The 24,229-nt window shown below is 60.2% G+C and carries 17 protein-coding genes and 2 pseudogenes; 8 read left to right on the top strand and 11 right to left on the bottom strand.

The features are described from left to right. Positions 1 to 31: 31 nt before the first annotated feature. The 3 genes and pseudogenes from ACWTU9_RS31325 to scpB all read left to right on the top strand — a co-directional run. Complete coding sequence (locus tag ACWTU9_RS31325) at positions 32 to 343, top strand: DUF1403 family protein (protein ID WP_455861692.1); 312 nt, start codon at positions 32 to 34, stop codon at positions 341 to 343. Continuing rightward, a complete protein-coding gene (locus ACWTU9_RS31320) occupies positions 321 to 479 on the top strand; it encodes a DUF1403 family protein (RefSeq protein WP_455861691.1) in 159 nt (52 codons plus the stop codon). Before ACWTU9_RS31325 ends, ACWTU9_RS31320 begins: the two co-directional genes overlap by 23 nt. A 2-nt stretch (positions 480 to 481) precedes the next feature. After that, a pseudogene (scpB, locus tag ACWTU9_RS31315) lies at positions 482 to 1,162 on the top strand (SMC-Scp complex subunit ScpB); the annotation flags it as partial. A gap of 142 nt (positions 1,163 to 1,304) precedes the next feature. On the opposite strand, the gene ACWTU9_RS31310 reads toward scpB, so the two are convergent. From ACWTU9_RS31310 to ACWTU9_RS31280, 7 genes are all read right to left on the bottom strand, one after another. After that, positions 1,305 to 2,651: a hypothetical protein gene (locus ACWTU9_RS31310; RefSeq protein ID WP_455861690.1), complete on the bottom strand. Its 1,347-nt coding sequence runs from the start codon at positions 2,649 to 2,651 to the stop codon at positions 1,305 to 1,307. Then, complete coding sequence (locus ACWTU9_RS31305; protein WP_455861689.1) at positions 2,651 to 3,121, bottom strand: hypothetical protein; 471 nt, start codon at positions 3,119 to 3,121, stop codon at positions 2,651 to 2,653. Before ACWTU9_RS31305 ends, ACWTU9_RS31310 begins: the two co-directional genes overlap by 1 nt. Before the next feature lie 160 nt (positions 3,122 to 3,281). Beyond that, entirely contained in the window at positions 3,282 to 6,623 is a 3,342-nt protein-coding gene (locus ACWTU9_RS31300; RefSeq protein ID WP_455861688.1) for an ATP-dependent helicase, read from the bottom strand. Further along, positions 6,624 to 7,223: a hypothetical protein gene (locus tag ACWTU9_RS31295; RefSeq protein ID WP_455861687.1), complete on the bottom strand. Its 600-nt coding sequence runs from the start codon at positions 7,221 to 7,223 to the stop codon at positions 6,624 to 6,626. It lies immediately after the preceding gene. Between the two features lie 4 nt (positions 7,224 to 7,227). Further along, positions 7,228 to 8,076 (bottom strand): sigma factor-like helix-turn-helix DNA-binding protein, encoded by an 849-nt coding sequence (locus ACWTU9_RS31290; RefSeq protein WP_455861686.1) that lies wholly within the window; start codon positions 8,074 to 8,076, stop codon positions 7,228 to 7,230. Positions 8,077 to 9,296: 1,220 nt separating this feature from the next. Continuing rightward, positions 9,297 to 10,220: a nucleotidyl transferase AbiEii/AbiGii toxin family protein gene (locus ACWTU9_RS31285; protein ID WP_455861685.1), complete on the bottom strand. Its 924-nt coding sequence runs from the start codon at positions 10,218 to 10,220 to the stop codon at positions 9,297 to 9,299. Continuing rightward, positions 10,217 to 10,828: a type IV toxin-antitoxin system AbiEi family antitoxin domain-containing protein gene (locus tag ACWTU9_RS31280; protein ID WP_455861684.1), complete on the bottom strand. Its 612-nt coding sequence runs from the start codon at positions 10,826 to 10,828 to the stop codon at positions 10,217 to 10,219. The genes ACWTU9_RS31285 and ACWTU9_RS31280 overlap by 4 nt, the downstream gene beginning before the upstream one ends. A gap of 237 nt (positions 10,829 to 11,065) precedes the next feature. Here ACWTU9_RS31280 and ACWTU9_RS31275 point away from each other — a divergent pair, with 237 nt between their 5' ends. The 3 genes from ACWTU9_RS31275 to ACWTU9_RS31265 all read left to right on the top strand — a co-directional run bounded on the left by ACWTU9_RS31275 (position 11,066) and on the right by ACWTU9_RS31265 (position 18,074). Next, positions 11,066 to 15,136 carry a helix-turn-helix domain-containing protein gene (locus ACWTU9_RS31275; RefSeq protein ID WP_455861683.1) on the top strand — a complete coding sequence of 1,357 codons (4,071 nt, stop codon included), beginning with the start codon at positions 11,066 to 11,068 and terminating at the stop codon, positions 15,134 to 15,136. Between the two features lie 243 nt (positions 15,137 to 15,379). After that, positions 15,380 to 16,165, top strand: coding sequence for a GGDEF domain-containing protein (locus tag ACWTU9_RS31270; RefSeq protein WP_455861682.1), 786 nt, complete (start codon positions 15,380 to 15,382; stop codon positions 16,163 to 16,165). 1,222 nt (positions 16,166 to 17,387) lie between these two features. After that, the gene (locus ACWTU9_RS31265; RefSeq protein ID WP_455861681.1) at positions 17,388 to 18,074 is read left to right on the top strand and encodes a transposase; all 687 of its coding nucleotides are present in this window, start codon (positions 17,388 to 17,390) and stop codon (positions 18,072 to 18,074) included. A 102-nt stretch (positions 18,075 to 18,176) separates the two neighbouring features. On the opposite strand, the pseudogene ACWTU9_RS31260 reads toward ACWTU9_RS31265, so the two are convergent. Continuing rightward, positions 18,177 to 18,476, bottom strand: a pseudogene (locus ACWTU9_RS31260) (Lrp/AsnC ligand binding domain-containing protein); the annotation flags it as partial. Positions 18,477 to 20,071: 1,595 nt separating this feature from the next. Between ACWTU9_RS31260 and ACWTU9_RS31255 the strand changes: the two are divergent. Then, the gene (locus ACWTU9_RS31255) at positions 20,072 to 20,386 is read left to right on the top strand and encodes an antibiotic biosynthesis monooxygenase family protein (RefSeq protein ID WP_455861680.1); all 315 of its coding nucleotides are present in this window, start codon (positions 20,072 to 20,074) and stop codon (positions 20,384 to 20,386) included. A gap of 38 nt (positions 20,387 to 20,424) precedes the next feature. Here ACWTU9_RS31255 and ACWTU9_RS31250 read toward each other — a convergent pair whose 3' ends face one another. Both ACWTU9_RS31250 and ACWTU9_RS31245 read right to left on the bottom strand, forming a co-directional pair. Next, the gene (locus ACWTU9_RS31250) at positions 20,425 to 20,580 is read right to left on the bottom strand and encodes a hypothetical protein (protein ID WP_455861679.1); all 156 of its coding nucleotides are present in this window, start codon (positions 20,578 to 20,580) and stop codon (positions 20,425 to 20,427) included. 337 nt (positions 20,581 to 20,917) lie between these two features. After that, on the bottom strand, positions 20,918 to 22,375 hold the full coding sequence (locus ACWTU9_RS31245; protein WP_455861704.1) for an NAD-dependent succinate-semialdehyde dehydrogenase: 1,458 nt from the start codon (positions 22,373 to 22,375) through the stop codon (positions 20,918 to 20,920). A gap of 611 nt (positions 22,376 to 22,986) precedes the next feature. Between ACWTU9_RS31245 and ACWTU9_RS31240 the strand changes: the two genes are divergently transcribed. Then, complete coding sequence (locus tag ACWTU9_RS31240) at positions 22,987 to 23,472, top strand: cold-shock protein (protein ID WP_455861678.1); 486 nt, start codon at positions 22,987 to 22,989, stop codon at positions 23,470 to 23,472. A gap of 316 nt (positions 23,473 to 23,788) precedes the next feature. Here the strand turns inward: ACWTU9_RS31240 and ACWTU9_RS31235 are convergent. Further along, positions 23,789 to 24,229: TCP-1/cpn60 chaperonin family protein (locus ACWTU9_RS31235; RefSeq protein ID WP_455861677.1), on the bottom strand; the 441-nt coding region annotated here is incomplete at its 5' end.

The raw sequence follows: 24,229 nt of genomic DNA, 5'->3' as shown, positions 1-24,229 counted from the left end.
TGCGCCCGCGATCGCCGCTCACATCGTCACCTTGAGGCCCGATTCCGAGCTTTTAGCCTGGTGGCTTGCCGACTTGGTGCTGGCGCAAAGCCTGCGCTGGCCGCTGCCGCTGCTGATGGCTCAGGCCTTTGGCGCGGCTTTTCGCGGCGAGACCGGCGGCAAGCGCATCCGACCCGGGGACAGCAGTTTCGATCGGGCGGTTTGCCTGGCGCTGGTTCAAGCAACGGGCGAGGCCTGCCGGCTGGCCGGCGAGTTTGTCGCGTCGTGCCGAAAGACTCATCGCCATCGCGCCAAAATTGCGCGCCAAGGGCGCCGGCGATGTGATCTTCTTGCTGCTCAGTGAAGACGCCGTCCCGGGATCGCTGACGACCAAAAACCTGTCGCGTTTTGCGACGCGGCGACTGTTCGAGCGGGTGCAACAACTCGAAGCTGTGCGCGAGCTCTCCGGCCGCACCACCTTCCGCCTGTTTGGGCTCTAGCCATGAGCGAAGCGTCCGCCCGCCGCAAGGCAAACGATCAGCCGACTTTGCTGGACACCGAGTTGGAACATCTGCCGGCCGAACTGCGCCGGCGCGAGTGGATGGGCCGGGTGGAAGCTGTGACCTTTGCGGCCAGCGGGCCGGTACCGCGCGAGGTGCTGGCGCGCGTCGTCGGCAAAAGCTGCAATCTCGAGCTGGTCATCGACGATATTCGCGCCGAGCTCGCCGGCCGCCCCTACGAGCTGGTAGCGGTCGCCGGCGGCTGGCAGCATCGGACCAAGAAAGCCTTTCGACACGTCATCCACGCCGCCTTCGGCGCGGCCGCAGGGCAGGGCGCCGACGGATCAAAAGAGCTGTCGCAATCGGAGGCACTCGTCTTGATGTGCATTGTACTATTTCCAGCCGATAACGCGGGGCGAGCTGTCTTCCTTCTCCGGCAAGGAGGTGTCGCGCGACCTGATCGGCGTGCTGCGCGCGCAGGATCTCATCGCCTCCGGGCCTCGCAGCCCGCAGCCGGGCGCGCCCTATACCTATGCCACGACCAAAAATTTCCTGTCGCAGTTCGGGCTCGAGACGCTGCGCCAGCTGCCGGATCTCGAGGCGCTCGAGGACGCAGGGCCGAAGGAAAGCTTTTGGTCGGTGATATCCCCGGCTCGCTCGCTGCTCGATCGGCCGATATGGAGCTGCCCACAATGGTTGAGGCCGTCCTTCTCGCCGCCCCACAATTTCGAACGGGCTCCAGTGGATATATCCGGCCCTCACCCTGGAAGCCAACGCTCTTAACAGGCGAGGTGACTTGTATTCTCGAGTAGGTGGACATCCTCCTCAGGCCAATCCGGCGGTGCCAAACAGAACGATATCATGAGCTTCGCGCAGCACAAGGCTACGATGCTGTGGTGCCCTAAGATCCAAATTGACGACGGTGGGGCGAACGCCATCGGCAACCATCCGGATCGTTTGCGAGATCAGGATGGCAGCAGCAATCATACCGACAAAGGGAGCGCCCACCGCCACTTGTCCCAACCGCGTCAGGCCGCATTCGTCGAGGTCGCCGCGATCATGGAGATCCTTATAAGCAGGCGGGTGCCCAGCTAGGGCAACGGGCGCATTTCCTTGATGCCCCGCCTCGTCCACCTCCGGGTCGTCGGCCCAGATATCGAGGGCCTTGTTTGGCGCCGGGAAGCTATGGGTCCTGATCAGGCGGAAATCCTCCACGCCGCTACCCAGGCCGGCCTCGAAAACCGTCGCAAAGCCCGCGCCTTCGAGGATGGCCCGCGCCTGGGGGTTGTCCACTCCGCAAAGCGCCAGCAGGGGTTCTTCGTGGCCAACACGCAGGTCGGAGGCGAACCTCCGCTCGACCATCCTGGACTGGAAACCGCGGGCCTCAGCCCAGTCAGCGCAGATGCGGGTCTTCAGCCGCCCGGCGTCTGTAGCGAAAGTGAGAACGGATGTGCTCTCGGTCGACGGGCCGGCCCGGTCGACGTCCTGAAGGAACATGCGGACATTTGACGGATCGGCAAAAGGCAGGAGCCCGATCGTCCATAGGAGAGCCTGGCCTAGATGGCCAAGCCCGATCACCCAGAAATCCGATGGGAACTGTGCCACGGCAGGTCCATCCGACGCCGGTGATCTCCAATCGGCGGACCGTCTGAGATCCCATAGCGACATCCCTATCGATCTGTAGCCTGCCATCGGCCCGCCATCGAAATGGGCGAAGACTTCCGACACGGCCAGCGCTCCAGCAAGCACGCCAGCGGGAGCAAACTCGGCAGAGTCGGGGAGGGCAGGGGCGTCGAAGGGCACCAGGCCAGCTCGCCAGCCTTCGAATGTTGTTCTGATAGCAAAACCCGCGCGATCGATCGCCGGCGGAGCTCCGATGCTGACAAGCGGAACGCCTTGCGGAATGTCCTCGACGACGATGCCCTGAAGATGTCCTACCGCGTCAGCCAGGGTCGCACCGGCAACGACCGGCACCGTCAAAGGCGCGTCCAGGACGCCCGACACCGTAACGCCGCCAAGAAAGGTGCGGCGAGCGCAATTGAGAGCGGTGAGCAGCGCCGCCTGATGGGTCGGGCTCGAGGCTGCGCTCTCGCCGATTGTGCCGAGCTGGGAATCAGGGCGCTCCAGGTGTGCCCGGAACGCCCTTTCCTCGGCTGTCGCCAAAGCTTCCATCAGCCCTGCACCAACTTCTTACGAACCAGGTCGAACACAACGGCGCAGCTTTCGCCGGTGAAGCTTCCCAGATGTGCATTCTGAGGGGGCTGGACGCGGCTACCATGGATCTGGAGGACGTGCTCCTCGGCCTCCTCCTTGCCAAGGCCAGCCTTGTCCACGGCCCAGCGGGTCACCTTGGCGATAGTCGCCGAGGGCGCGAACTTGTGCTTGAACGCTTCAGTCTTATAGTGGACCGTGACGTCGACCTTACGGCAGCGGTGGGCATGGAACACCGGGTGGTCATGGCCATGGAGCGGGTGGTGATGCTCCAGGGGCTCGTCGTCGTCCTCCTTGAAAATCAGAAGCTCAGCGACATCGACGCCGCGCTCCTTCATCAGTAGGAGGAGATCTCCGACGACGGCGGCCCCCTCCAGTTGAAGGCGATCGAGAGGATCAGCTCCGGCCGCGAAAAAAATTACAGTCTTCATCTATCAGTTTCCTCTGTTCCGGCACGGCAACAGGCCGCCCTTGAACATTGGATCGTTTGAGCTCAGTGAAAGCGGAAAGACCGCCGCCAAAAAATTTAGAGGATTGATGTCGCCGCCGGTGCCTCGGCCGCCAAACGGTACTGCCGAGGAAAGGTCCCGGTCAGGCTTCGGCGTTCGGCGCGGCGCAAATGAAGAGGTAAGGACAGCGCGGGCAGCGGAAATCGTCCTTCCTTGGCTCGTAGAGCCCGTCCCGAATGTTTGCGATCGCTACCTCGCAGTCGTCCAGACGCTTGTCGAACTTCGTCTTCGTCTGGCCTATCTCCAAGACTGAGCCCAGGAGCAGGTAATGGTTCTCGACACGCGTCTGGGGACCGAGCGTCTCTTCGACCGCTTTCAGAAGAAGGGTCACTGACAGCCGATCCGCATCGCCGGTCGATTGCCGTCCCGAGCGGATTGTCTTGACGACGTGATTGTCGCCGTCGCGAACGACGCGGTCCACCGCCAGGCCGACAATCTCGCCCCCAATAGCCGTGGAGAGGCGGCCATCGGTGGCGGCGGCTCCAGCCGCCGAAGCGTGCAACCGGTCGAGCATCGACATGGTCAGCTTGCGATATTGAGCGCCAAACATATGCTCTTCGAGCTCGCTTTCACACCACGCCTGGTCAAAAATCGCCGCGGCTTCGGCGCGGTCATACTCGACGCCCTCGCCGAGTTGGCGAACGAAGGCGATCACCTTTTGCACGCAGCCATGGGCGGCAAGATATGCGCCCGCCTTGGATCGCTGTGACAGGCCCAGGACGCGCGCGTAGAAGAAGCGCCGCGGACATTGGAAGTAGCGCTCCACATCATCTGCTGTCAGCTCATCAGGGGCGGCCGGAAGGCGAATAGGGTGATAGCTCCGCGGCGGCAATTCGCGGATCACGCCGGCGATGGAATGACCCGGGCCGACTGGAACCCGCTCGAGAAATTTTGATGGATTGGCCTTCCGGCCGTTTCGCGTGGTCGGCCGATAGAGTCTGAGGTGCCTCTTTGCCCTCGACATGGCAACAAAGAGGATGCACTCCTCCTCCGCCTCGTGAGCGTCCTCCTCCTCGGGGCCCAGCATTCCGACCGGCGCGGAGCAGGCTGGCGGTCGGTTTGGTGCGGGAACCGCTCCAGCATAAAGCCCCGGCAGGTGGACCGCCTCGAACTCCAGGCCCTTGGATGCGTGAACGGTCATAAGGCGCACCCCGTCTAGCCCGCTCAGTTCAGGCGGGAGCTGTCTGAGGTCGCGCTCGTCGGCAAGCATGATCATGTGGCGGATGCGATCAAGAGCGCGGCGGATCGGTGTTCCCTTGCCGTGGAGGGGCATGGCGCGAAGCGCATCGAGGAGCTGGCGCACCGCGACCCGACGCAGGTCATCGGACGGCGACTGACCCGACAGAACCGTCCTTACATAGTCGCTTGTGTCAAAAAGAAACCGGCTAAGCGCCAGCCAGGGTGTCGTGCCCTGGGTGGTCCCTTGCAGGTGACGGGCCAACATCATCAGTCCGGCAAGCCCGGCCGGTGAAATTTCCTTCAAGCTCTCGATTTTTCTGAGAAGATCGAAAACCCGCTGCTCGGTGGTGCGTGCAGCCCCAATGACCTTCAGCACGTCCTCCAGGGGAATGCGATATTCTGGAAGACCGGCGATACGCACCAGTCCGGTGCCCGCGCTGTCAGATATGATCGAAAGCAGGGAAAGCAGATCGCGAACCTCTGCGCGCTCAAACAGCGGCCCGAGATAGAGAACGGGTATTGCCCGTGCCTCAAGCTCCTCCGCAACAGTGGCAAGCGAGCCGTTGCTTCTGGCAAGAACGGTTTGGGAGCGGAGCGAAACGCCTTGTGTCTCGAGCTCGCGGATTGACCCGGCAAGGACGTCCATCTCGGCCTGGCTGTCGGCGCATGTGAAAATGAACGGGTTCTCACCGATCGCACCGATCGCAGCATGCAGCGTGCTGGTGCCGGCGAAGGCGCTGACTTTCATCGTGGCGCCAAAGGCCGTGTAAGCCCCGACGATCTCTTCGCTTGAGCGATAGTTCTCTTCCAGGCCGTCCCTTGTCCCCGCGGAGTAGTCAGTCTCGAATTTGGCTATGTTTGCCGCGGATGCGCCACGGAACCGGTAGATGGACTGACGGGCGTCGCCCACGACCCACAGATTGCTGCCTTCCGCAACGATTTCCTTGACGAGCATCGCGCTAGCGCGGTTCACGTCCTGGTATTCATCTATGTGGACGTGGGTGAAGCGCTTGCGCATTCCCTCCCGGAAATCCTGGTCCGAGCGCATCAACAGTGTCGGTCGCATGATCAGGTCGCCGTAGTCGACCGCCCGGTCCTCGATGAGCTGGTTCTGATAGTGCTCGTAGACCAGCGCTACTTCGCGCGCCTTCTCTGCAGCCACCGCCTCGTCATCCGACTGTGCCCTCGCGCGCATCTGTTCGGCAGCCCGCGCGTAGTCTTTCCAGCTCCACAATTCGTCCTTGGCGCGTGCGATCGCTCGCAATATGTCGCGAAGCACCAGCGCCGGCTCGAAGAGATTGAGGTAGTGCTTCAGATCAAGCGCTGGCAGGACCTCCTCAAGCATTGCCACGCCTTCACTGGCGTCGACGATCTTTGGATCGTCCGAGACGCCGAAGAGCGCATGGTGCTTGCGGATCGTGTCCAATCCGAAAGCATGAAATGTTCCGGTCCAGACATTGACGGCACTTGAGCCCGCTACGCGCTGGACCCGTTCGGCCAGTTCCAGTGCCGCTCTGTTCGAGAACGTGAGAGCCAGGATCTTCTCTGGCGGGACCTTGTCCTTAATCAGGGAGACGATCCTGGCGGTGAGGGTCTTGGTCTTTCCGGTTCCAGGCCCGGCCCCAAGCAGGAATGGCGACCCGCGATGATCGACCGCGCGGGCCTGTGACTCATTGCAATTGTCGTTTGTGGGACTGGACGTTTCGGCCGTAGGCTGTACGTCAGGCAGAAGCAGGCCGTCGGCAAGTTGCTGCAGCGTGGTGTCATAGCGCACCTTGAGGTCTTCAGAGATGCGGCTGGCGTTCATTCCTTGCAGAAATAGTTGCTTGGCAAGCGGCCGCGGCAAAACCAGCTCTCGTCCAAAACTGTTGGCCTGGGCTTCCCGGCGCTCCTTGATGCCATAAGTCTCAATGCGCTGGTTGGGATCCCCGCCATTCGCTTCCGAGCGGGGATAGTAGCCCTTCTCAACACCATCATGGACTCTGAAGTGACCAATCTCATGGGCGATCACCTCGGCCAGCTCGTCATCGGCTAGGTCATTACGCACGAATATGAATTTGAACTGACGATCGAGCGCGCCATGCGCACCGTCCAGCTCATGGTAGTCCGGCTCATGTGGTCGGATCTTGAGCCCAAGGTGTTTTGCCGCCCCGCGAGCAACCTCGATTGCTGTCAGAGAATCCGACAGTGCGGCTTCATTCCTGAGTGCCCGAGCAAGTGCGCGAATTGCTGCAAACTGGTCCAATCAAGCTTCCAGGTGCGCGAGCCAAAACTGTTTGTCATCTGGACTGAGGTCCGAACTTCGAATCGCTTCGGCGAAGCTTACCTTTGTGCCCGTGCGCCTGCCGGAAGGCGCGAAATAGTCGGCAGCGGCGTTGATTTGACCCGATCCCAGATGTGACCAGACGTCTGCCATCCTCGCGCCGGTGGCGTCTGCGAGCCAGGCAATCAACTTTCCCGGAATGGTGGTCTCGTCGATGCGGCCCCTTACAAGCTGACGAAGGATAACCAGGTCGACGCGGCATCGCTCAGCCAATGCTTGCAGGTCGTCAGTCGATAGTTTCTCGAACGGGTCGCCCGCAGCAGGCATTGTCAACTGCCAAAACCGCTCCAACAATATTGTATGCTCCGAAACCGTCTGTTCGACGGTGAGGATGTCGTCCGACAAATCACTTCCATCCGAAGCGAACCATTCGGCGGCAAAGGCCAGAATCTCTGCGCGCAGTAGCGGGTTCTCGTTTGCAATCTGATTGATGCGGTCGGCGGTGGCGCCATCCTCGAGTTCGAGGTGCACGCCGGCCAGGATATCGTCAAGCTGATCCATAGGAATTGGGTTGCTGCTCATGGCCTCACTCTTTCCCGCGCCTTTGGCGTGGCGCGCTCTCCTCGCTCGCCCGTGCCTTTCGGCTCGCGCTCTTAATCAAATATCGGACGTTGCGGTCCGAACAGCCCATCTGCTTAGCCGCCTCCTTCTCTGTCAGGCCAGCCTCATGCACGTAGAATATTGCCAGGCGCTCCTTTTCGGTGAGCATCTCGTAGATCTGGTTCAACATCGCTCTGGCCTCCGCCAAAGGCATCGATCCACCTTTCGCCAGGCCCAGCGAATCCGCAGCCTCCTCGCCGGTCAGGTCGGAGCCCGGTTCGATAAGGTCCTCACGTGAGACCTCTGTCCTAGTGCGAAGACGGACAGCGGCCTTTGCCGTCAGATAAAGCCGCTCTGCACCGAGCTTGAAACTCATCTCGAAGATGTCCAGGCGGTCCCTTTCCATCAACTTCAGCGCCTTGTCCTTGACCAGATCGTCTACGCGTTCTCTGTCCAGGTCCGACATACCCCTTGTCATTGGAGCGCCGGCCCGCTGCAGCCTTGAGAAGAACGCAACGATCAGGGCATCATATTGCGCAGTATGTCGGTTCGGCTTGCAGTTTCGCATCAAGTAGACAAGCGTCTGAGGCCGCAGGTTGCCCGCCGCAGCCAAAGCGAACGCCTGCGGCAGCGGCCATTCAAGGACCGCCTCTATCTCGGCCGTCACCGCGTCCGGCCGGACGTAGCGTTCGCCTTGTTTGTTCGATCCCGCCAGTGGCTTCACCCGGCTCTCCTTGGCAATCCAGTCATCTGGTACTCTTTTGATCTGACGAAGAACGAAAAAGCGGAAAGAGGAATTTTCACTTTTTTCAAACCCGCTTTTCCACCCCGCCAACTTGAGTTCCGCGGAGGCCTGCCATCTTCGGTGATGTAGGCCCAGAAACGGGCTGTCTGAAGCGATTCGACCTTGCAGCCAATTTTCACGAAATGAAGTTAGTGAAAAGGCACTCTTTTCGTCGGATCAATATTTTCCACGGAATATTTCAAAACTATAGCGCCGAATAAAAGGCGGGAGATTGTTTTGAACCAAAAATCGGACCACGATCCCGTCAGCTGCTTGCTATGAGCCAGGATGAGTACCACGAATTCTGAAGGGCGTCGGACCAAACCTTTGCTCAGTGAGGGTGCGCGACATATGCTCCACGAGAAGATGCAGTGCGGCAGGACTGCAGCGCTTGCATCCCCGCATAATGCCCGAATGGATAGCGACTTTCCTCGTTAGGAGAAGGATAGCATCGACGCATCGAAACTGTTGCTCAAGGCAGACGGACTTTGCTACCGAAAACCAAGGGGCTTTCGCCGCTTGCCAAGGCGGTTCGGCAAAAATTTGACTTGGCGTAGGCTTTCGCTTGAGCTTCCGTTCGCCAGGAGACCATTCCGAATGACATTTCGATTTATCCACACGGCGGACATCATCTAGATTCGCCGTTGCGCTCGCTTGCGCTCCGCAATCCCGAGGTCGGCGCCTTGGCCTGCATGCATCGGATCTGGATCGACGGCAGCGAATTCCGCTGGTCGAAGAAGGGGGCGACCGCGTGATCACCGGCTAAGCCCACAACAACATCCGCCCTTTCGGCGGTGTTATGTCCCTGCCGGGACGATGGCGTCGGTGATCTCGTAGATGGGGGGGCCTAATTTAAGGTACTGCGTCGATTACATTGAGGCACCCACGTCCTGAACGCTAACATGCGGCGACCCAGCGTTGACCGCGAAGAGAACCACAGAGCCGGCAGGAACATGGATACGGCGAAAGGGAGCTTGCAATCAGCTCCGCGATCAGAGAACCCCATCTGTCTCCAGGTGAATGCCGATGATAAGTGGCATCGCCACTGACCGCTTCGCGCCCAATTCGCGCCGTTCATGGCTGTGGTCGAAGATCCCGGAAGTCGCCATTCCTTCGAAGGTGCTCCACTCCGGGCGCCCTTCTTCGCCTCGGCTGCGGCTGCAAGCGACACAGAGGGATCGCGCCATCACTGAGCACCGTCCGGCAAATTGCGGGCGTTGATTGAACCGCAGTGAAGGCAAACTGGCGATGGCCGCAGGTGTTTCTGCGCCTTAGAGCCAAGCTCCGCCATCGGGATTCCAACGGCCGCGGGCATTCTCCGGGGACGCAAGACTATCGATAATGGGACCGAAGAAGCGTCGCAATTCTTCTTGGAGCTCCGCAAAGCTCGGAGGTTTGAGAGTCGGTGGGTTGCGGCGAAGAAAGCCACTCCAAAGACCGCGATCCTCTACAATCGCTGCAAAAGCCTCTGTCAGACCAGCGGGCATTACGATGGGGATGGCAGTCTCTCGGCGCCGAAGCGTGCCGATGACCGCTTCGACAAGGTTCGACGCGTCGAAGGGGAAGATGCGGGTCGTGACCCAGATGTCGTAGAAGTCCTTGATCCGGCCGTTTACTTCCCCAAAGCGGATCATGGCCTCGAACTTCTCCGCGACCACTGTTTCGGGGGGATACATCAGCACGCTTGCCTCCGGCAGGTTCGGCAGCAGGCTGGGAAAGGTCCCTCGCTTTGGCGACGGATACACATGATCGCCGAAGCCGATGTCGACCTGCACGTGAAGTTTCGCGCCAGCCAAGTCCGCCGTCAGACTTAGCTGGGCACCCTGATATTTGTCGGCTTCGCGAACTGCCTCGATCTTGAGGCTGTCTGGGTCGAACTTGATACCGTCATCGGGCGCTTCAACTTGGCAGATGCGGACGAACAGTTCGGCGATAGCTACGGGGTCGGGACTGCCCTCGCCGAGCAGATCGAGATCCGCGGTTGGCCGAAATACGTGCTCCGGCCAGGTGACGAACAGCATGGCGCCCTTGAGCACATAGCGAGCGGCCGCCTCGGTTTTGCTGAGGCGAAAGAGCAGGCGTTCGATTGCGTAGCGTGTCAGGACGCGCTGGTAGTCATCACCGTGTTGCCTGGCATGATTGAGCAGTCGGGCTCTGATCGAAACATCCAGATTTTTGACGATCTTAGCGGTCACTGGATCGCCTTGATCAAAGGCTCCATTCGGCCGACGACGCGATCGATAGCGGCGAACTTCATCAGTTCGCCCGGTGTGGTCTTTCGTTGGTGCAGAGATTCGCGCAGCGCTTCGATAGCGACGTCCTCACCAACGTTGCGGCGGTGCTTGAAGCAGTCGGCGACAGTCTTCGCTACCCCGTATATCGGCACGTCAACGCCTTCGACGCGGATATGCTCTACGCCCGCAGTCAGTGCTTCACCGGTCGCGCGGACGATTTCGAGCCGGAGGCCTTTGTGCGGCGTGCGGGCCTTGTGTGGAATGGTCATCCAAACGGCATGAGGCAGCTGGGTGGTTAGCCCATGCTGCCGAAGTGCGCTGATCAGGCTGATCACTCCGTGAGGCACGAGCCGGCTGGCTTCCGCCAGATCGTGCGCGGCATCCTCCCCGACGCGATCGGGATCTTGATAGAGGCCGCGACCGAGGCGAACCAGCTCGCCGGCCTCGGTCAGGCGCCTTAGATACACGAGGGGAATGCCGGCAGCCTTGAAGTCACGGGCGCGCGCAATCCCGAGATCTTTGGTCAGGCTAAGAGCGCGTTCGCGAAAGGTCATATGGTGGTCGGTCATTAATTATCTTTTGTAGAAGATTATAGGGGAGGTGCCGACAAAAAATAACAGGATCACGTTTTCTAATGTGCTGATGCCCTGTTCGAGAGCCGCCGCGGATACGGCAGCCTCCGATCAGAGGCGGTGGGGCTCGCTCGGCGAGGGTAGTGACTGCTTGTTACCAATTGAAGACAAATTCAAAAATTCGCCAACAAAAAATAACAGCCTGGAATTTTTAATCGATGTCATATATTTCTTATGACCATGGTTTCGTCAAGCTCTCCTCCTGGTGACCTCACGCCCAAACACGTCCGGGCAGCCCGTGCGCTCCTGGCGTGGTCTCAACAGGATCTCGCCAAGGCGGCCAGTGTGGCGACCTCGACGGTCGCTGACTTTGAGCGCGGTCAACGAACCCCTGTAGCAAACAACGCCCAAGCCATCCGGGGCGCTCTTGAGGGCGCTGGCATTCGGTTCCTCGCCACTGGTGCTGTGATCGGGCCCGAAGTTCCCATCATTACCACTTCCGACCAACCTGCAATCCCAATCAGATGGGTCAGCGCCGAGGACCTTTCAAACTGGGCAAACCGCAACGACGGAGCCATCAGCCTTCCGACGCTTCTCGCACATCTGATCCGCGCCACCTACGGCTCAGCAGTCCACCTTCGCTTTCCTTCGGATGAGAGGGTTCGTTATCCAGGCTGGGATGGAATTACTTCGGCCGATACCCCCAGTCCCTACGTACCCAAGGGTGAAGCCGGGTGGGAAATTGGCGCTCAGCGAAGCAATATCGTCCAGAAAGCGAATGAGGACTATCGCAAGCGGACGAGCGATCCTTCTCCCCTCGACCCCACCAGCGCCGCCTTCGTCTTCGTTACTCCGCGCCACTGGGCCGGGAAGGACGAATGGGCGAAAGCGCGTCAGAGTGAAGGCCCGTGGAAAGAGGTTCGCGCCTACGACGCTGATGATCTCGTCCATTGGATCGAGCAGGCGCCGGCGGTCGGCCTTTGGTTGGCTACGCGGCTGGGAAAGCGACCCAATGGAACCCGAGAACTGGAGGAAGTTTGGGAAGAATGGTCGCTTGCTACGGAGCGGCCGTTGACAACGGACCTCGTTCTCAGTGACCGCGACGAGGACGCTGCGGAAGTTCTGCGTTGGCTTCGGGCAGTCCCGTCCGTTCTCTCCTTGCAGGCAACCGCCGCCGATGAGGTGGTTGCATTCTTCCATGCCGCACTCGGTGAACTGCCTGACGATGTGGCTGCTGCCTATCGCGCCCGCTGCCTGGTGGCGACCACTCCCGAAGCGGCCAGGGCTCTTCTTAATGCTCCGGCGCCCCTCCTTCTGCTTCTGACTGAACCCGAGCCAGGACTGGCCAACGTTCTTGCAACACGGGGCCACTATGTGTTGCAGGCCTATGATGATCGTCCTGTCGCGCGCGGCGAAGTGCGTGTGCTCACTAGACCGTCGCGCGAGGGGATCGCCAGTGCGTTGAGCGCTGCCGGCATAACCGAGCAACGGGCAGAAGCGCTCGCTCGCGACTGTGCGCGCAATCTCGCCGTCCTTCGCCGCCTGATGCCCGGCGCCCCTGGCCGTCAGCCAAAATGGGCCAGGGAACCGGTATCTCGCGCTTTGCTCACCGCCCTCCTAGCGGGTGGATGGGATGAGACTTCCGCAGCAGATCGAGCGCGCCTCTCAGAACTCGCGGACGCTCCTTATGAGGCTTTTATCGCAGACCTGACAGCATATATCGGGGAACTCGACAGCCCGCTGCAGAAGGTCGGATCGACTTGGCGCGTTGCCTCCCCCTCCGATGCGTGGATGCTGCTTGCGCATCATCTGACGAGCGCGGACATCAAGCGTTTCGAGGCTGCAGCCTACGCGGTTCTAGCGTCCGCCGATCCACGCTTCGACATGGATCCCGGCGAGCGCTGGATGGCGGGGGTTCGCGGCATCCATCGCGACTACTCGGGCATGCTGCGCAATGGCATAGGTCAGGTTCTTATCCTGCTGGCGCTTTGGGGTGATCGGGTGCGGGCCGGGCCCGACGCGGGGCGGCGCACCGACAACATAGTAAGCAGGCTCCTTAAAAACGCGGATCAGAGGCGGTGGTGGTCATTGTCGAGCGACTTCCGACTTCTCGCGGAAGCCGCGCCGCAGGCTTTTCTCGCCGCCATTGAAGAAAGTCTCGACCAGCACGAACCTGCCATAGCTTCGCTGTTTGGCCACGATGGAGGTGGGTTCGTCGGGACTGAATATCTTTCCGACCTGATGTGGGCGCTGGAGTCGTTGGCTTGGTCGCCTGAATATCTGCCAAGGGTAACTCACCTCTTGGCGCGACTTGACGCCATCGACACCAAGCCGCGTCGCTATTCCAATGGGCCCACAAATAGCTTGCGCGAAATCCACCGTCTGTGGATACCTCAGACCTACGCGAATCTGGACCAGCGGCTTCGCGCGCTTGATTTGATCCGCAAGCAAGAGCCGGATGCGGCATGGAAGCTGATGCTCGGCATCCTGCCGCGTGGACACGATACCTCATTTCCAACTTCTGTGCCGCGCTGGCGCGATTTTACGGTCGACAAAATAGAGACAGTGACATGGGCGCTCATTGGGCGCGGGGCGGCCGCTATCAGCAAGCGCTTGATTGCCGACGTGGGCCTGAGTTCCGCACGCTGGCCGGATCTGCTCGACCGGCTGGGCGATTTGGCTCCCGATGCTGAACCCGCTCTGGCAGCACTCGAGGCGGCCGAGGTAAGTTTCATCGAAAAGGCGGATCGCCGGTCCCTCTGGGAAAAGTTGCGGGATGTGCTCCATCATCATCGACAATTTCCCGATGCCGAGTGGTCTTTGCCGGACCTAGTGCTTGATAGATTGGAGACCATCTACGATTGTTTCGCGCCCACCGATCCGTTTGAGCGAACGGCCTGGCTCTTCAAGCAAACCGTTCAACTGCCCAAGCTTTCTTCCAAAGGCTGGGAGACGGAACAGCGCGACATCGACGCCGCACGACAGCATGCGGCCCAGGCGCTCTACGCCGAGGGCGGGCTCCCCGCCGTATTTGCGCTGGCGCGAGCGAGCGAAATCCCGGGCTATATTGGCAAGGCTCTCTACGATGTCGGCCTGCCGTACCCCGATATCGAGGTGCTGCTGACATCGGCTGTTCGAAGCGATGATGGGCACGAGAGGGATGTGGCCCACGGTCTCATCGTTTCACTATTTCGGGATCGGAAGGAAGCCTGGGCAAACGCCCTGATCGATAGGGCCCTGACCGACAACTGGGGTGACACAGCGCTGCTTACGATCCTTCGGGCGCTTCCTGTTGCTCGTTGGACTTGGGATCGGATAGCCCTGATCGGTGGCGAAATCGAAGCAACTTACTGGCGCCGCGCAACAGTGTTCTGGATCGACGAGGATAGTGACGACGTCACCTACGCGATCCGCAAGCTGATCAGCGCTGGACGTGCCCGGCACGCCCTGACGCTCGCGCGGCGCGGAAACAAGGCCCACCTGCCGTCCGAGTTGCTGGTCGAGATGCTGGAGGAGACCTCACGTCAGCCATTCGAAGACACCGGCGACCCCAACGAGGCGGCGATGCTGCAGCACGATGTGGCTGAAATCCTAGAGGCTCTCGACGAGCGCGAAGATGCCGACCGAAATGTTCTGGCTAAGCTCGAGTGGAGATATCTACGGATCCTGGAATATTCGCGGCGGCGCCCCAAGGTTCTGCTCAGGGTACTTTCGGAACAACCATCACTGTTCGTCGAGATGCTGAGCGCAGCCTTCAGGGCAAGCGAGGAAAGCGGTATCGTTGAGCCAGAACCCGAAGATCCCAAGCACGCGCAAACCGTCGCCACGCAGGCCTATCGGCTGCTGGAGCTTTGGAACTATATTCCTGGAACGCGCGACGACGGCACTATCGACGGCGAGGCGCTCGAGACCTGGATAAAGCAGGCCAGGGCACTTGCCAAAGCGGTCGGCCGAGAAGACATCGCCGACAGTCGAATTGGAAATCTCCTGTCAGCCTCGCCGATCGGCTCAGATGGCAATTGGCCGGCTGAACCGGTGCGCGAGGCGATAGATCTTTTTCGCAGTAAGCCGATGATCGATGGTTTTGTTGTCGGCAAGAGCAATCGCCGCGGTGTCACGACGCGTTTGCCTCGCGACGGCGGAGAACTCGAACGCCTGGAGGCGGCGAAATATCGAACATGGGCGAAAGCGATCGCCTACGATTATCCGCGCACGGCCAAGGCGCTTGAGACCCTCGGCGATGAATATGAAGCGGAAGCGCGTCGGCATGATGAGGACGCCGAGCGGATCGACTGGAGAACCTAGGAACGCTCTCGAAGCTGGTGACCTACGTGCGCATCTGCCGAGCCTCCGTCAATCGTATTTCTCTAATCCAGCCCAGGCCGCGCATATTCAATGACCCACCATCCATGCAGCGTGGAGTAGCGTCCGAACTAACACCGGGAGATTCGGCCCTGAGCCTCGTTTCAGAACAATCTTAATTGATACGGTAACGGCCGTTTCAGAGCCTTTATCTAAAGAAACAATGCCAATCTCCAAAGAAGCAACATGACGCCTCGCACCAAGCGTATTCTAGGCAAATCAATAGTCGTGACGATAATTGCAATCGTCGCGACCTTTGCTCTGTCGTTCACGGCGAGAATCGCCTTGCGCATGCCGATCGATTGGCTGAGTTGGGTTGAATGCACCCTCATCCCCATCCTCATTGGAATGCCGGTCGGGGCCTACATCTTCGCCCAGTCGGAAACGATCCAGGACACATGTGACAAGCTGGAGAAGTCGTATACGGCCCTGAGAGAGACCCACGACAGGCTGGCGTTCGTCACCAGCCACGACCCGATGACGGGGCTTCTTAGCCGCGGCGGGTTCATGGCAAGGATGGACAGGCGGCGCGATGAGGGTGAATACGACACGCTTCTCCTTGTGGACCCGGACCACTTCTCCATGTTCAACGACAAGCACGGACATTCCAAAGGTGACGAGGCCTTGGTTCGAATCGCTAAAGCCCTTGTCTATCTAACGCGCCCTGGCGATTCAGTTGGGCGCCTTGGTGGCGAAGAGTTCGGCGTCCTGCTGCGAGGGATGCGCAAAGAGCAGGCAATGACCATCGCGGAGAACATCCGCCGTCTTGTTGAAGGGATACCATGGATCAAAGGGCAACAGGACGATGTAAAGGTGACGGTCAGCATCGGGGGTGCGGAAATCCCTCCCGATGCGGATACTCAGGATATACTTCGCACAGCAGGACGATGCCTTTCTGAAGCGAAACAGCGCGGCCGGAACCGCGTTTCCTTCGACTTTGAAGTAGCCAAATTGCGTGCCGTGACACCATAGCCGGCCCCGCTTGGGCCTTCCAGTGTTACGTCGCCGGAAGAGGTGGTCGGGGCAAACCACGAGCATTTGGTGACGGCCGGGCCGCCAGGGGGCGTGTGGATGTGGTGGTCAGCCGCCTCAGGTGCTGACCGAGTGCCGTATGTTGCTGTTGCGCGTGACTTGGTTCCGAACATCTGATCTGAGGACGAACTCAAACACCCGGTTGAGGCCAACGAAGTGGCACGGCCCCCAACGCTGCCGGGACCTCTGTCGCTGCCTCGGCATAGTGGGGGGGATTGCTGGCGGGAGGCCAAGCGCATGTTCGACAATCTGTTCCGACGGACCGTTCAGCCGATGAAAACGCATCGCGGCGACGCCGGAAGTGGCGCACCGCGCGCCAGGATCAAATGCGGGAAGGGCTGCCTCGGTCCGCAACCTGCCAACGACCTTCCCACGCCTCATGTGGCTCCCAGCAATACCCATGATTGAGGAGGTCGAGACCCCAGAGGAATGGATCTGAGTCAAGTAAGGCATCCGTGGCGACCGGCCGTCGGCTCGCCCAGCGGGATCGTGCACGGGATGCAGCTGTCTGCCGGGCAAGTACATAGGCTGGAAGCTCTTTTCCGGCAGGTGTCGGGGACGCGAATTCGAAGCAATGGCCATGAAGCATGATATCACATGGCAGGGATGGTCACGGCTCGGAATGAACTTTCGTGTATGCGCGGCGGTTGGCGCAATGCGTGAAAGGCGGACCCATCGCGGAGAAATGAAACTCACTTGATTGCTCCAGTCGAAAAAGGTTCTCCGCGCCCCAATTGACGGCGCTGAAGCCGGCGGGTGGTGTGGTGAAGTCGGTAGATACGATTGCCCGAGCCACGCGCTTCCATGTGGATCGTCGCAAGCGAATTTGCCGCGCGCTGCGTGTGTCACCCACAAACGCTGCTGAGGTCCCATGCGACATCGTTCTCCTGCGAAGGCGAGCGCCAGCCAATCCCAAGATCCTTCCGTGGAAGGATGGCCCGACGGTTTCTGAATGGAAACCCTAACAGGGTGGCGCGCGAACGCCTGACATTGATCCGGATTTGCGACGAGCTTTGCAGCCTCGGCCACGAAGGGGTGATGACGCTGATGCAGTTGCCAAGGTGCCTTCTGGGCGATAAACGCCAGCGCGGAAGAGGGAATTAGCGGCGACTATCGCAAGCGACCCTGACCTCTTCAAAAATGATGCTCACGAGGAAGCAACATGAGGCGTCAAACGCGACCATTCATCCTGGAACTCAAGCGCAAGCGTGGCATTCAAAAAAAGACCCGGTCCATTTGGGGAGATGTTGATATTTCAGCGGCCGTCGCCGAGACAAACCGAGAATCGAAGGCGACAGAGCTGCGCAATTGTCAGACGATTGACTCTGACATAATCTCCGCCGATCCTGAATATCTGTTCAAATCGCACGCGGAGACTCCCATGCCGGATTTAAATGGCGCTGAAGCTGTAGCATCCCCCTCTGAAACCGCTGCGAAAGCAGAGAAGCCAAAGCCCAAGAGAAGAGTTGCGCAATCGCTCAAGTCGAAGCCCGGCAAAACATCGCCTGCTCATACCAATGGTGCCCTAGCTCAGACTCCGACATCGAACTCGGGGGCAGCACTTGGAAGCGGCCGGAAAATCTACTCGGTAAAACAGCGAGCCGAGAAGCTCTCCGAGATGCAGAAGTCCATGAACGGTGGCGCCACTCTGAAGCTGGCCGCAAAGCAGGCGGGCATATCGGAGCAGACCTATTATCATTGGAAGCGCGCGGCGGCACCTGCAGCCGGAAGCGACGATCTGAAAGACCTTCTCGCGCTCGAGGACGAAAACAAGCGGCTAAAGAGCCTTCTCGCGGAGCGCCTTCGCAAGGAGAACTCAGAACTGAAGATGAGGCTCGGCTTGGCGTAAAATCGCACTTGAGTCGCAGGCCCGCGTTGGTGACAGGCCAGTGCGACATGTCTCACCAGGCCCTCGGTCTAGCCAGGATTCCCACAGGCAGCAGACGGAGGCGGGCAAAGCAATTTTGTCCTTCACCGTCTTGATGAAGCAGCGGTCGCTGCCGATCTCGCGATCGAGCGGACCAGTCGCTGATAGGCATCGATGTCGCGCCCCATCACCTTCAGCACATAATCGACGCCGCCGCCCGCCGACCAGCCGTCGACGATCCCCGGTATGTCCCGGACGGCGCGCTCCGAGCGATCGAAATTGGCCTGGCGGTGGCTGGCCAGCATCACCTCCATCAGCACCGCTGCGACCGGGCCACGGCGCGCATCGCGATCCGGCGGGATAGCCCGAGACGATGCCACCTTTCGAGTTCCGGCTTGACCGGCATCTACACCTGGGACACCCAGCATCAAATGCCCGAAGGCTCCCGTTCGCTCAGGCTACCGGTGAGGCGAGTTCGTGCTGTCTGACGCTCCTGCTCCGATCGACCTTAGCGTGTCAGGAAATCAGCCTTGTTCCGGCATTGCGCAAACAAGCATTAGTCAAACTCTCGAAAAACGAAATGTTCATAGGTCGATCATAAACGGACGATCGCATTTGTGGACTTTTTGATCGCTATCTTCTGAAGGCGCAAAGACGATAACCGTTCGTGAGACCGGCCGGCGTCGCTTTGCGCGGACAAGATGTGTCAACCGGCTTGGAAATGACACAGAGCTGCTTGAGCAAGATGGCATGTCAATGTTGGCGCATCGCGAAAGGTTGACGAACACGATGAGACAACGCGCTTCGACTAGCTGTTCCCAAGATACCGGCAACCCGCCGGCTGAAGCTGGTTGAGAATACAAGTCGTTTTCAGCAGCAAAAAAGTTGTCTACAAGCCTCCGTTGCCCTTGAGAGAAATGACAACCAGTCCTTAGCGTGGGCTGTCGGAAGCTCGGAGGCATTTTATGTACCGTTTTGTTTCGATAACTGCCCGGTCGCTTGCCGCAATCCTCTTGGCTACCTTCTGTCTCGCTGATGCGAGCGCGGACGATTGGACCGTCTCCGGCGTCATGCTCGCCCCGTCCGCGTTGGAGATGCCACATGCTCGACTACCTTCTCTGCGAACTAGGAACCGGAAACCTGCGGAGCCTAATCGTACACCTTTCCGAGGGAAGCGCCGGCGATTCCGGTGCTCATCGTGAGTTCACGATGTTCAGCAGGCGGTTGCGCTCTAGCTCCGAATCCTCCAAGGCGATGCCGAGCACCCAGATCTGCTCCATCAGCAAGCCAGCGGCGGCCGACCACGGCGGCCGCCAAGGAACTGCAGAGCGGTTTCGTGATTGTTGCGTTTTGGGTGCCCGCCGCTTTGCTTTCTTTCCTTACCCGGACGCCGATCTCAGGCTCTCTGAATTGAAATGCGCGACGAGGCTTTGGCGCGGCCCGAATTGCGTTCCGTACTCTGACATCCAGCCGGATCCGGTAACGTCTATGTCCGAGACCCGACACACCGACGCGCTGGTATTTCACCCCGTGCGTCACGAAATATCTGGTCCTCTCCCACCACCTCTGCGATGGCACGACGGTTGCATGGCACGCCGCGAGGCTCGCCGCGTCCAGGCGAGGTGTTCGCCTCGATGAAACAAAATGTAGGCGAAGGAACATGACAGGGGGCAAACATCCAGGGACGGGAATAGCTGATGCGGGTTGCTTTGCATGGAAACACAGGGTCGTCCGGAGTTCGACGATCGCGAGCAGGTCGAAAGCGCAGTGGGCATTGCAAGAGAGGGCCATGAGACGCTGCGGTGCGACGGCGATAACGGACTGCTCCTCGCGCTAGGACGGTTCATGCCGCCTGATCCCCAAAGTCGTGACGTGCGACTCTGGGGCTCAGGACTGCTTCGCTGGAGGCCAAAGCCGGCCCATTTCGAACAGGACAAGCTCCCACACCAACCATCAACATCCGGAATGAAGGAACCGCCATGTACATCGCCATGAACCGCTTCAAGGTCCAGAACGGCTCGGAGGCCGACTTCGAGGCCATCTGGAAAAACCGCGATTTCAGCCTTATCGAGATGGAGGGATTCCGAGAACTCCATTTGCTGCGCGGCCCAGTCAACGAGACCGAAGGTTACACGCTGTTTGCCTCGCACGCCGTGTGGGCAACCCACGACGATTTCGTCGCCTGGACCAGATCGGAGAATTTCCTCGCCGCCCACAACAATCTCGACGAGACGAAGGTCCACTACCTCGGTCACCCGCAGTTCGAGGGCTTCTCCGTCCTCGAGGGCGCCTAAGTACCGACTTGGTCTGGGCAGCGGCCATTAGGCTGGCGTTACCGCCCGCCGCCGTCGATCGCGCCACGCGCTTGCGTACCTGCCTCGGCATTTGCCGCCTCGGCCGCGTAGATATCGGCCGATGCTCCAGCGCGCCGATCCATGTCGGCGGCCAAGAAGGCCGCGACCACGCGCGCGCATTGGTCTTGTTCCATGTGGCTGCACCAAGTCGCTCGACCGGTCCCCTCAATTGTAAGCCAAAGGTGGCCGACGTCGTGCCGGGGACCGCGGCGGAGGAACGGCCTTTTGTCGACCTCGACCGGCCGGAGTGCGAACGGCTGGTACCGAAAATAAACATAGCCCTCCGGCCAAAAGCAAGCTGAGCTACGACCCACCCAGCCTCACAGTGCACGCTGCTAGACGACCGACCTTCCGCAGAAGACAGAGGCCGTTCGGGAGCGCGAGCGCCTAGACCGTCCATCTTTCAAGCCAACTGCCATATCCTTGGCCGAGGCTTAAGAGAGTTCGTGCGCCAAATTCCGTCCCACATGCTCAGATGCCGCCCATGCACAGGTATTTGATTTCAAGGTAGTCCTCGAGCCCGTGACGGGAGCCTTCCCGTCCGATGCCGGACTGCTTTATTCCACCGAAGGGGGCCGCTTCCGAGGACATTCGGCCGGTGTTGATGCCGACCATTCCATATTCGAGCGCCTCGGCCACGCGCCAGACACGCTTGAGATTGGACGCATAAAAGTAGGCGGCAAGCCCGTAAATCGTATCGTTGGCCTCCTGAACGACCTGTTCCGCATCTTCGAAGCGGATGATCGAAGCCAACGGCCCGAATGTCTCCTCTTGCGCAATGGCCATTGCGCTGGAGATGTCAGTGAGCACCGTCGGCTGGAAGAACGTGCCCGCTTTGCCGATGCGCTCGCCCCCGCATTCAACCGTGCCCCCTTTTTGGACGGCATCCGCGATATGTGACTCGATCTTGGCTAAGGCATGCCTGTCGATGAGCGGTCCGATAGCCACCCCCGGATCGAAGCCGTCACCAACCGAAAGGTGGCGGACTTTTTCCACGAATTTGACGACAAACGCATCATGGATGCTCGCCTGAACATAAAGCCGGTTCGCGGAAACACAGGTCTGACCGGCATTGCGGAACTTCGCCTGGATCGCACCATCCACTGCGGCATCGAGGTCGGCATCGTCGAAGACGATGAAAGGCGCGTTGCCACCGAGCTCGAGGCTGACTTTCTTGATCTGGTCCGAACACTGGCGCATGAGCAGCCGCCCGACCTCGGTCGAGCCGGTAAAGCTGATCTTCCGGACCTTGGCATTGGAGCACAGTTCACGGCCAATCATATCGCCTTCGGAAGCGAATATCAGGTTGACGACGCCTTTGGGAAAGCCAGCCTCGCGGGCGAGGGCAAACATTGCACCGGCAACGAGGGGGGTCTGCTCAGCGGGCTTGAGCACGATTGTGCAGCCCGCGGCTAAGGCCGGCGAGATCTTGCGTGCCACCATGGAGGCGGGAAAATTCCATGGCGTGATCGTGCCAACAACGCCGATCGGCTGCTTGATCACAAGCATGCGGCGGTCTGTCGATGGCGCGGCGATCGTCTCGCCGTAGATGCGATTGGCCTCCTCGGCATACCATTGCAGGTACGCGGCCGCATGCGACACCTCCGATTTTGCCTCGGCAAGCGGCTTGCCCATCTCGGCGGTAAGAATGGCAGCGAGGTCGTCTGCGTGGTCAACGATCAGCTGGTGCCAGCGCCAGAGTATGTCGCTGCGCTCCCGCGCGGTCAACGCAGCCCATGCAGGCTGCGCTTCATAGGCCTGGTCGATCGCGGCTCGCGTATGCTCGACGCCCATGTCGGGAAGCTCGGCCAGCAATTCGCCGGTCGATGGATTGAAAACCCTAAACGAGCGCTCCGCAGCCGGCCTACCAAGCGACGGTATATCGTCGATCGCGCCGAACAGGTCGGGGGCTTTCAGGTGGCGGGCCATCGGCAGGAATAGAGGCAATATCGGCTTCCTCAACGCGACGAAGGTGTCGATTGGCAGGTTGCCGATGTCTATCCCCACCTCGCGCTTTTCACATAGAGCCTCGGATGGACGGCGGTAGACCCACCGTCAATCTACCGCCGGAAGAGAAAGCTGCCACGCCGGCAAAAGAAGGCACGGCGCAACCGAGAATCCTAAAGAAAAATTGCGCCTGCTGGTGGTCATGAACGGCCTGCGGTTTCGGCCCATTGGGTCGGACAAGTTGTCGTGACAGGCGACTGTTTTGACGGTGCGGCGATCCATCGGCAAACAGCACGGCTCATCTGCCGTATCGACCGAACACCTGGCCCGTGACGACCCATGGCCGTTATCCGCAGCCGATTACAAACCACGCGACTGTAATCGACAGAGGCAGGTTTACGCCATCAAGGACATTTGACAGAAACGCGTCGCCCGATAGAGATATAGCGCCGCAAGCCTTCGCTATGCCAGCCGAGACGATCATGAGCAGATACAGAGACCATCGCAAACCACGCCGGGATCGAGATGGGGCCGAGCCCGATTCTTTTTCTGAACGGGCTCCCGAGCCCAACTACTTTCAACGGCCGCCTCCCATGTCCGCCGATCCCGTCGATGCCGAGGTGAAGTGGTTCGACGCGAGCAAAGGATTTGGCTTCGTCAAACTCTCAGACGGCAGGGATGCCTATCTGCCCAGCAGAGTACTTGAGGTAGCCGGAGGCCGCAGTGTCTCTGAGGGAGCGCGTCTCAAGGTCACCGTCGAAGAGCGGCCAAAGGGTCCTCAGGTGTCCCAGGTGCTGGAGATTGGCGAGCCCGCGAAAACTTCGCCAGATGTCCGTGATTCTGAAGGATACGTCTCTGCAGCGGGTGGAGCGATCGAGAGCGCGGGCACAGTCAAGTGGTACAATCCCGAAAAGGGCTTCGGCTTCATTGCTCTTGAAGATGGCGGGCAGGATGTCTTCGTTCATGCCACGGCGTTGGTCCGCTCTGACCTCGGCGGGCTGGTGGAGGGGCAAAAGGTGCTTGTCGAATGCGGGCAGGGCAAGAAGGGCCTGGAAGTCCAGAGCATTCGCATCGCTTAGAGCCGGCGCGCGGCAATCGCGCGAACCTATCGCTCACGCAAAAGGCCCGCTGCCGGGAGCAGCGGGCCGATATCGAAAACAGCGCGGGAGGAGGTGCGCTGCATTTCAATGCCGGCATCGCATCTGGGAGGAGTAGATGGCCGACAGCGGAACCATACCCATCGAGCAGGATAGTGCAATGCACAAAAAATTGTTTGCATCAGCGAAGGCCTAAGGGCCGCCTCGATGAGCTGCCATAACTATGACGGTTAGCCCCATCGACAAAAGGAAAAGGGCGGCATCGCTGCCGCCCTTCCCGGATGGTCACATTGCGCCGTCAGAAACCCATGCCGCCCATGCCGCCCATGCCGCCGCCAGGCATGGCAGCCGGCATGCCGCCGCCTGCCGAGTCCTTCTTCGGAGACTCCGCGATCATGGCTTCGGTGGTGACGAGCAGGCCGGCGACCGAGGCCGCGTCCTGGAGAGCCGCGCGCACGACCTTGACCGGATCGACGATGCCCATGGCAATCATGTCGCCATAGTCGCTGGTCTGGGCGTTGTAGCCGTATGTCGCACTCGCATTGTCGAGGATCTTGCCGGCAACGATCGATGCTTCCGCACCAGCGTTGGCCGCGATCTGGCGGGCCGGAGCCTGCAGCGCGCGACGCACGATGTTGATGCCGGCAGCCTGGTCGGCATTGACGCCGGTGACCTTGATGTTGGCCGAAGCGCGCAGCAGGGCGACGCCGCCGCCTGCAACGATGCCTTCTTCCACGGC

The organism is Mesorhizobium sp. 128a (assembly GCF_053848025.1).
The sequence above is the reverse complement of the archived record's forward strand: the minus strand, read 5'-3'. Positions and strand labels throughout refer to the sequence as shown.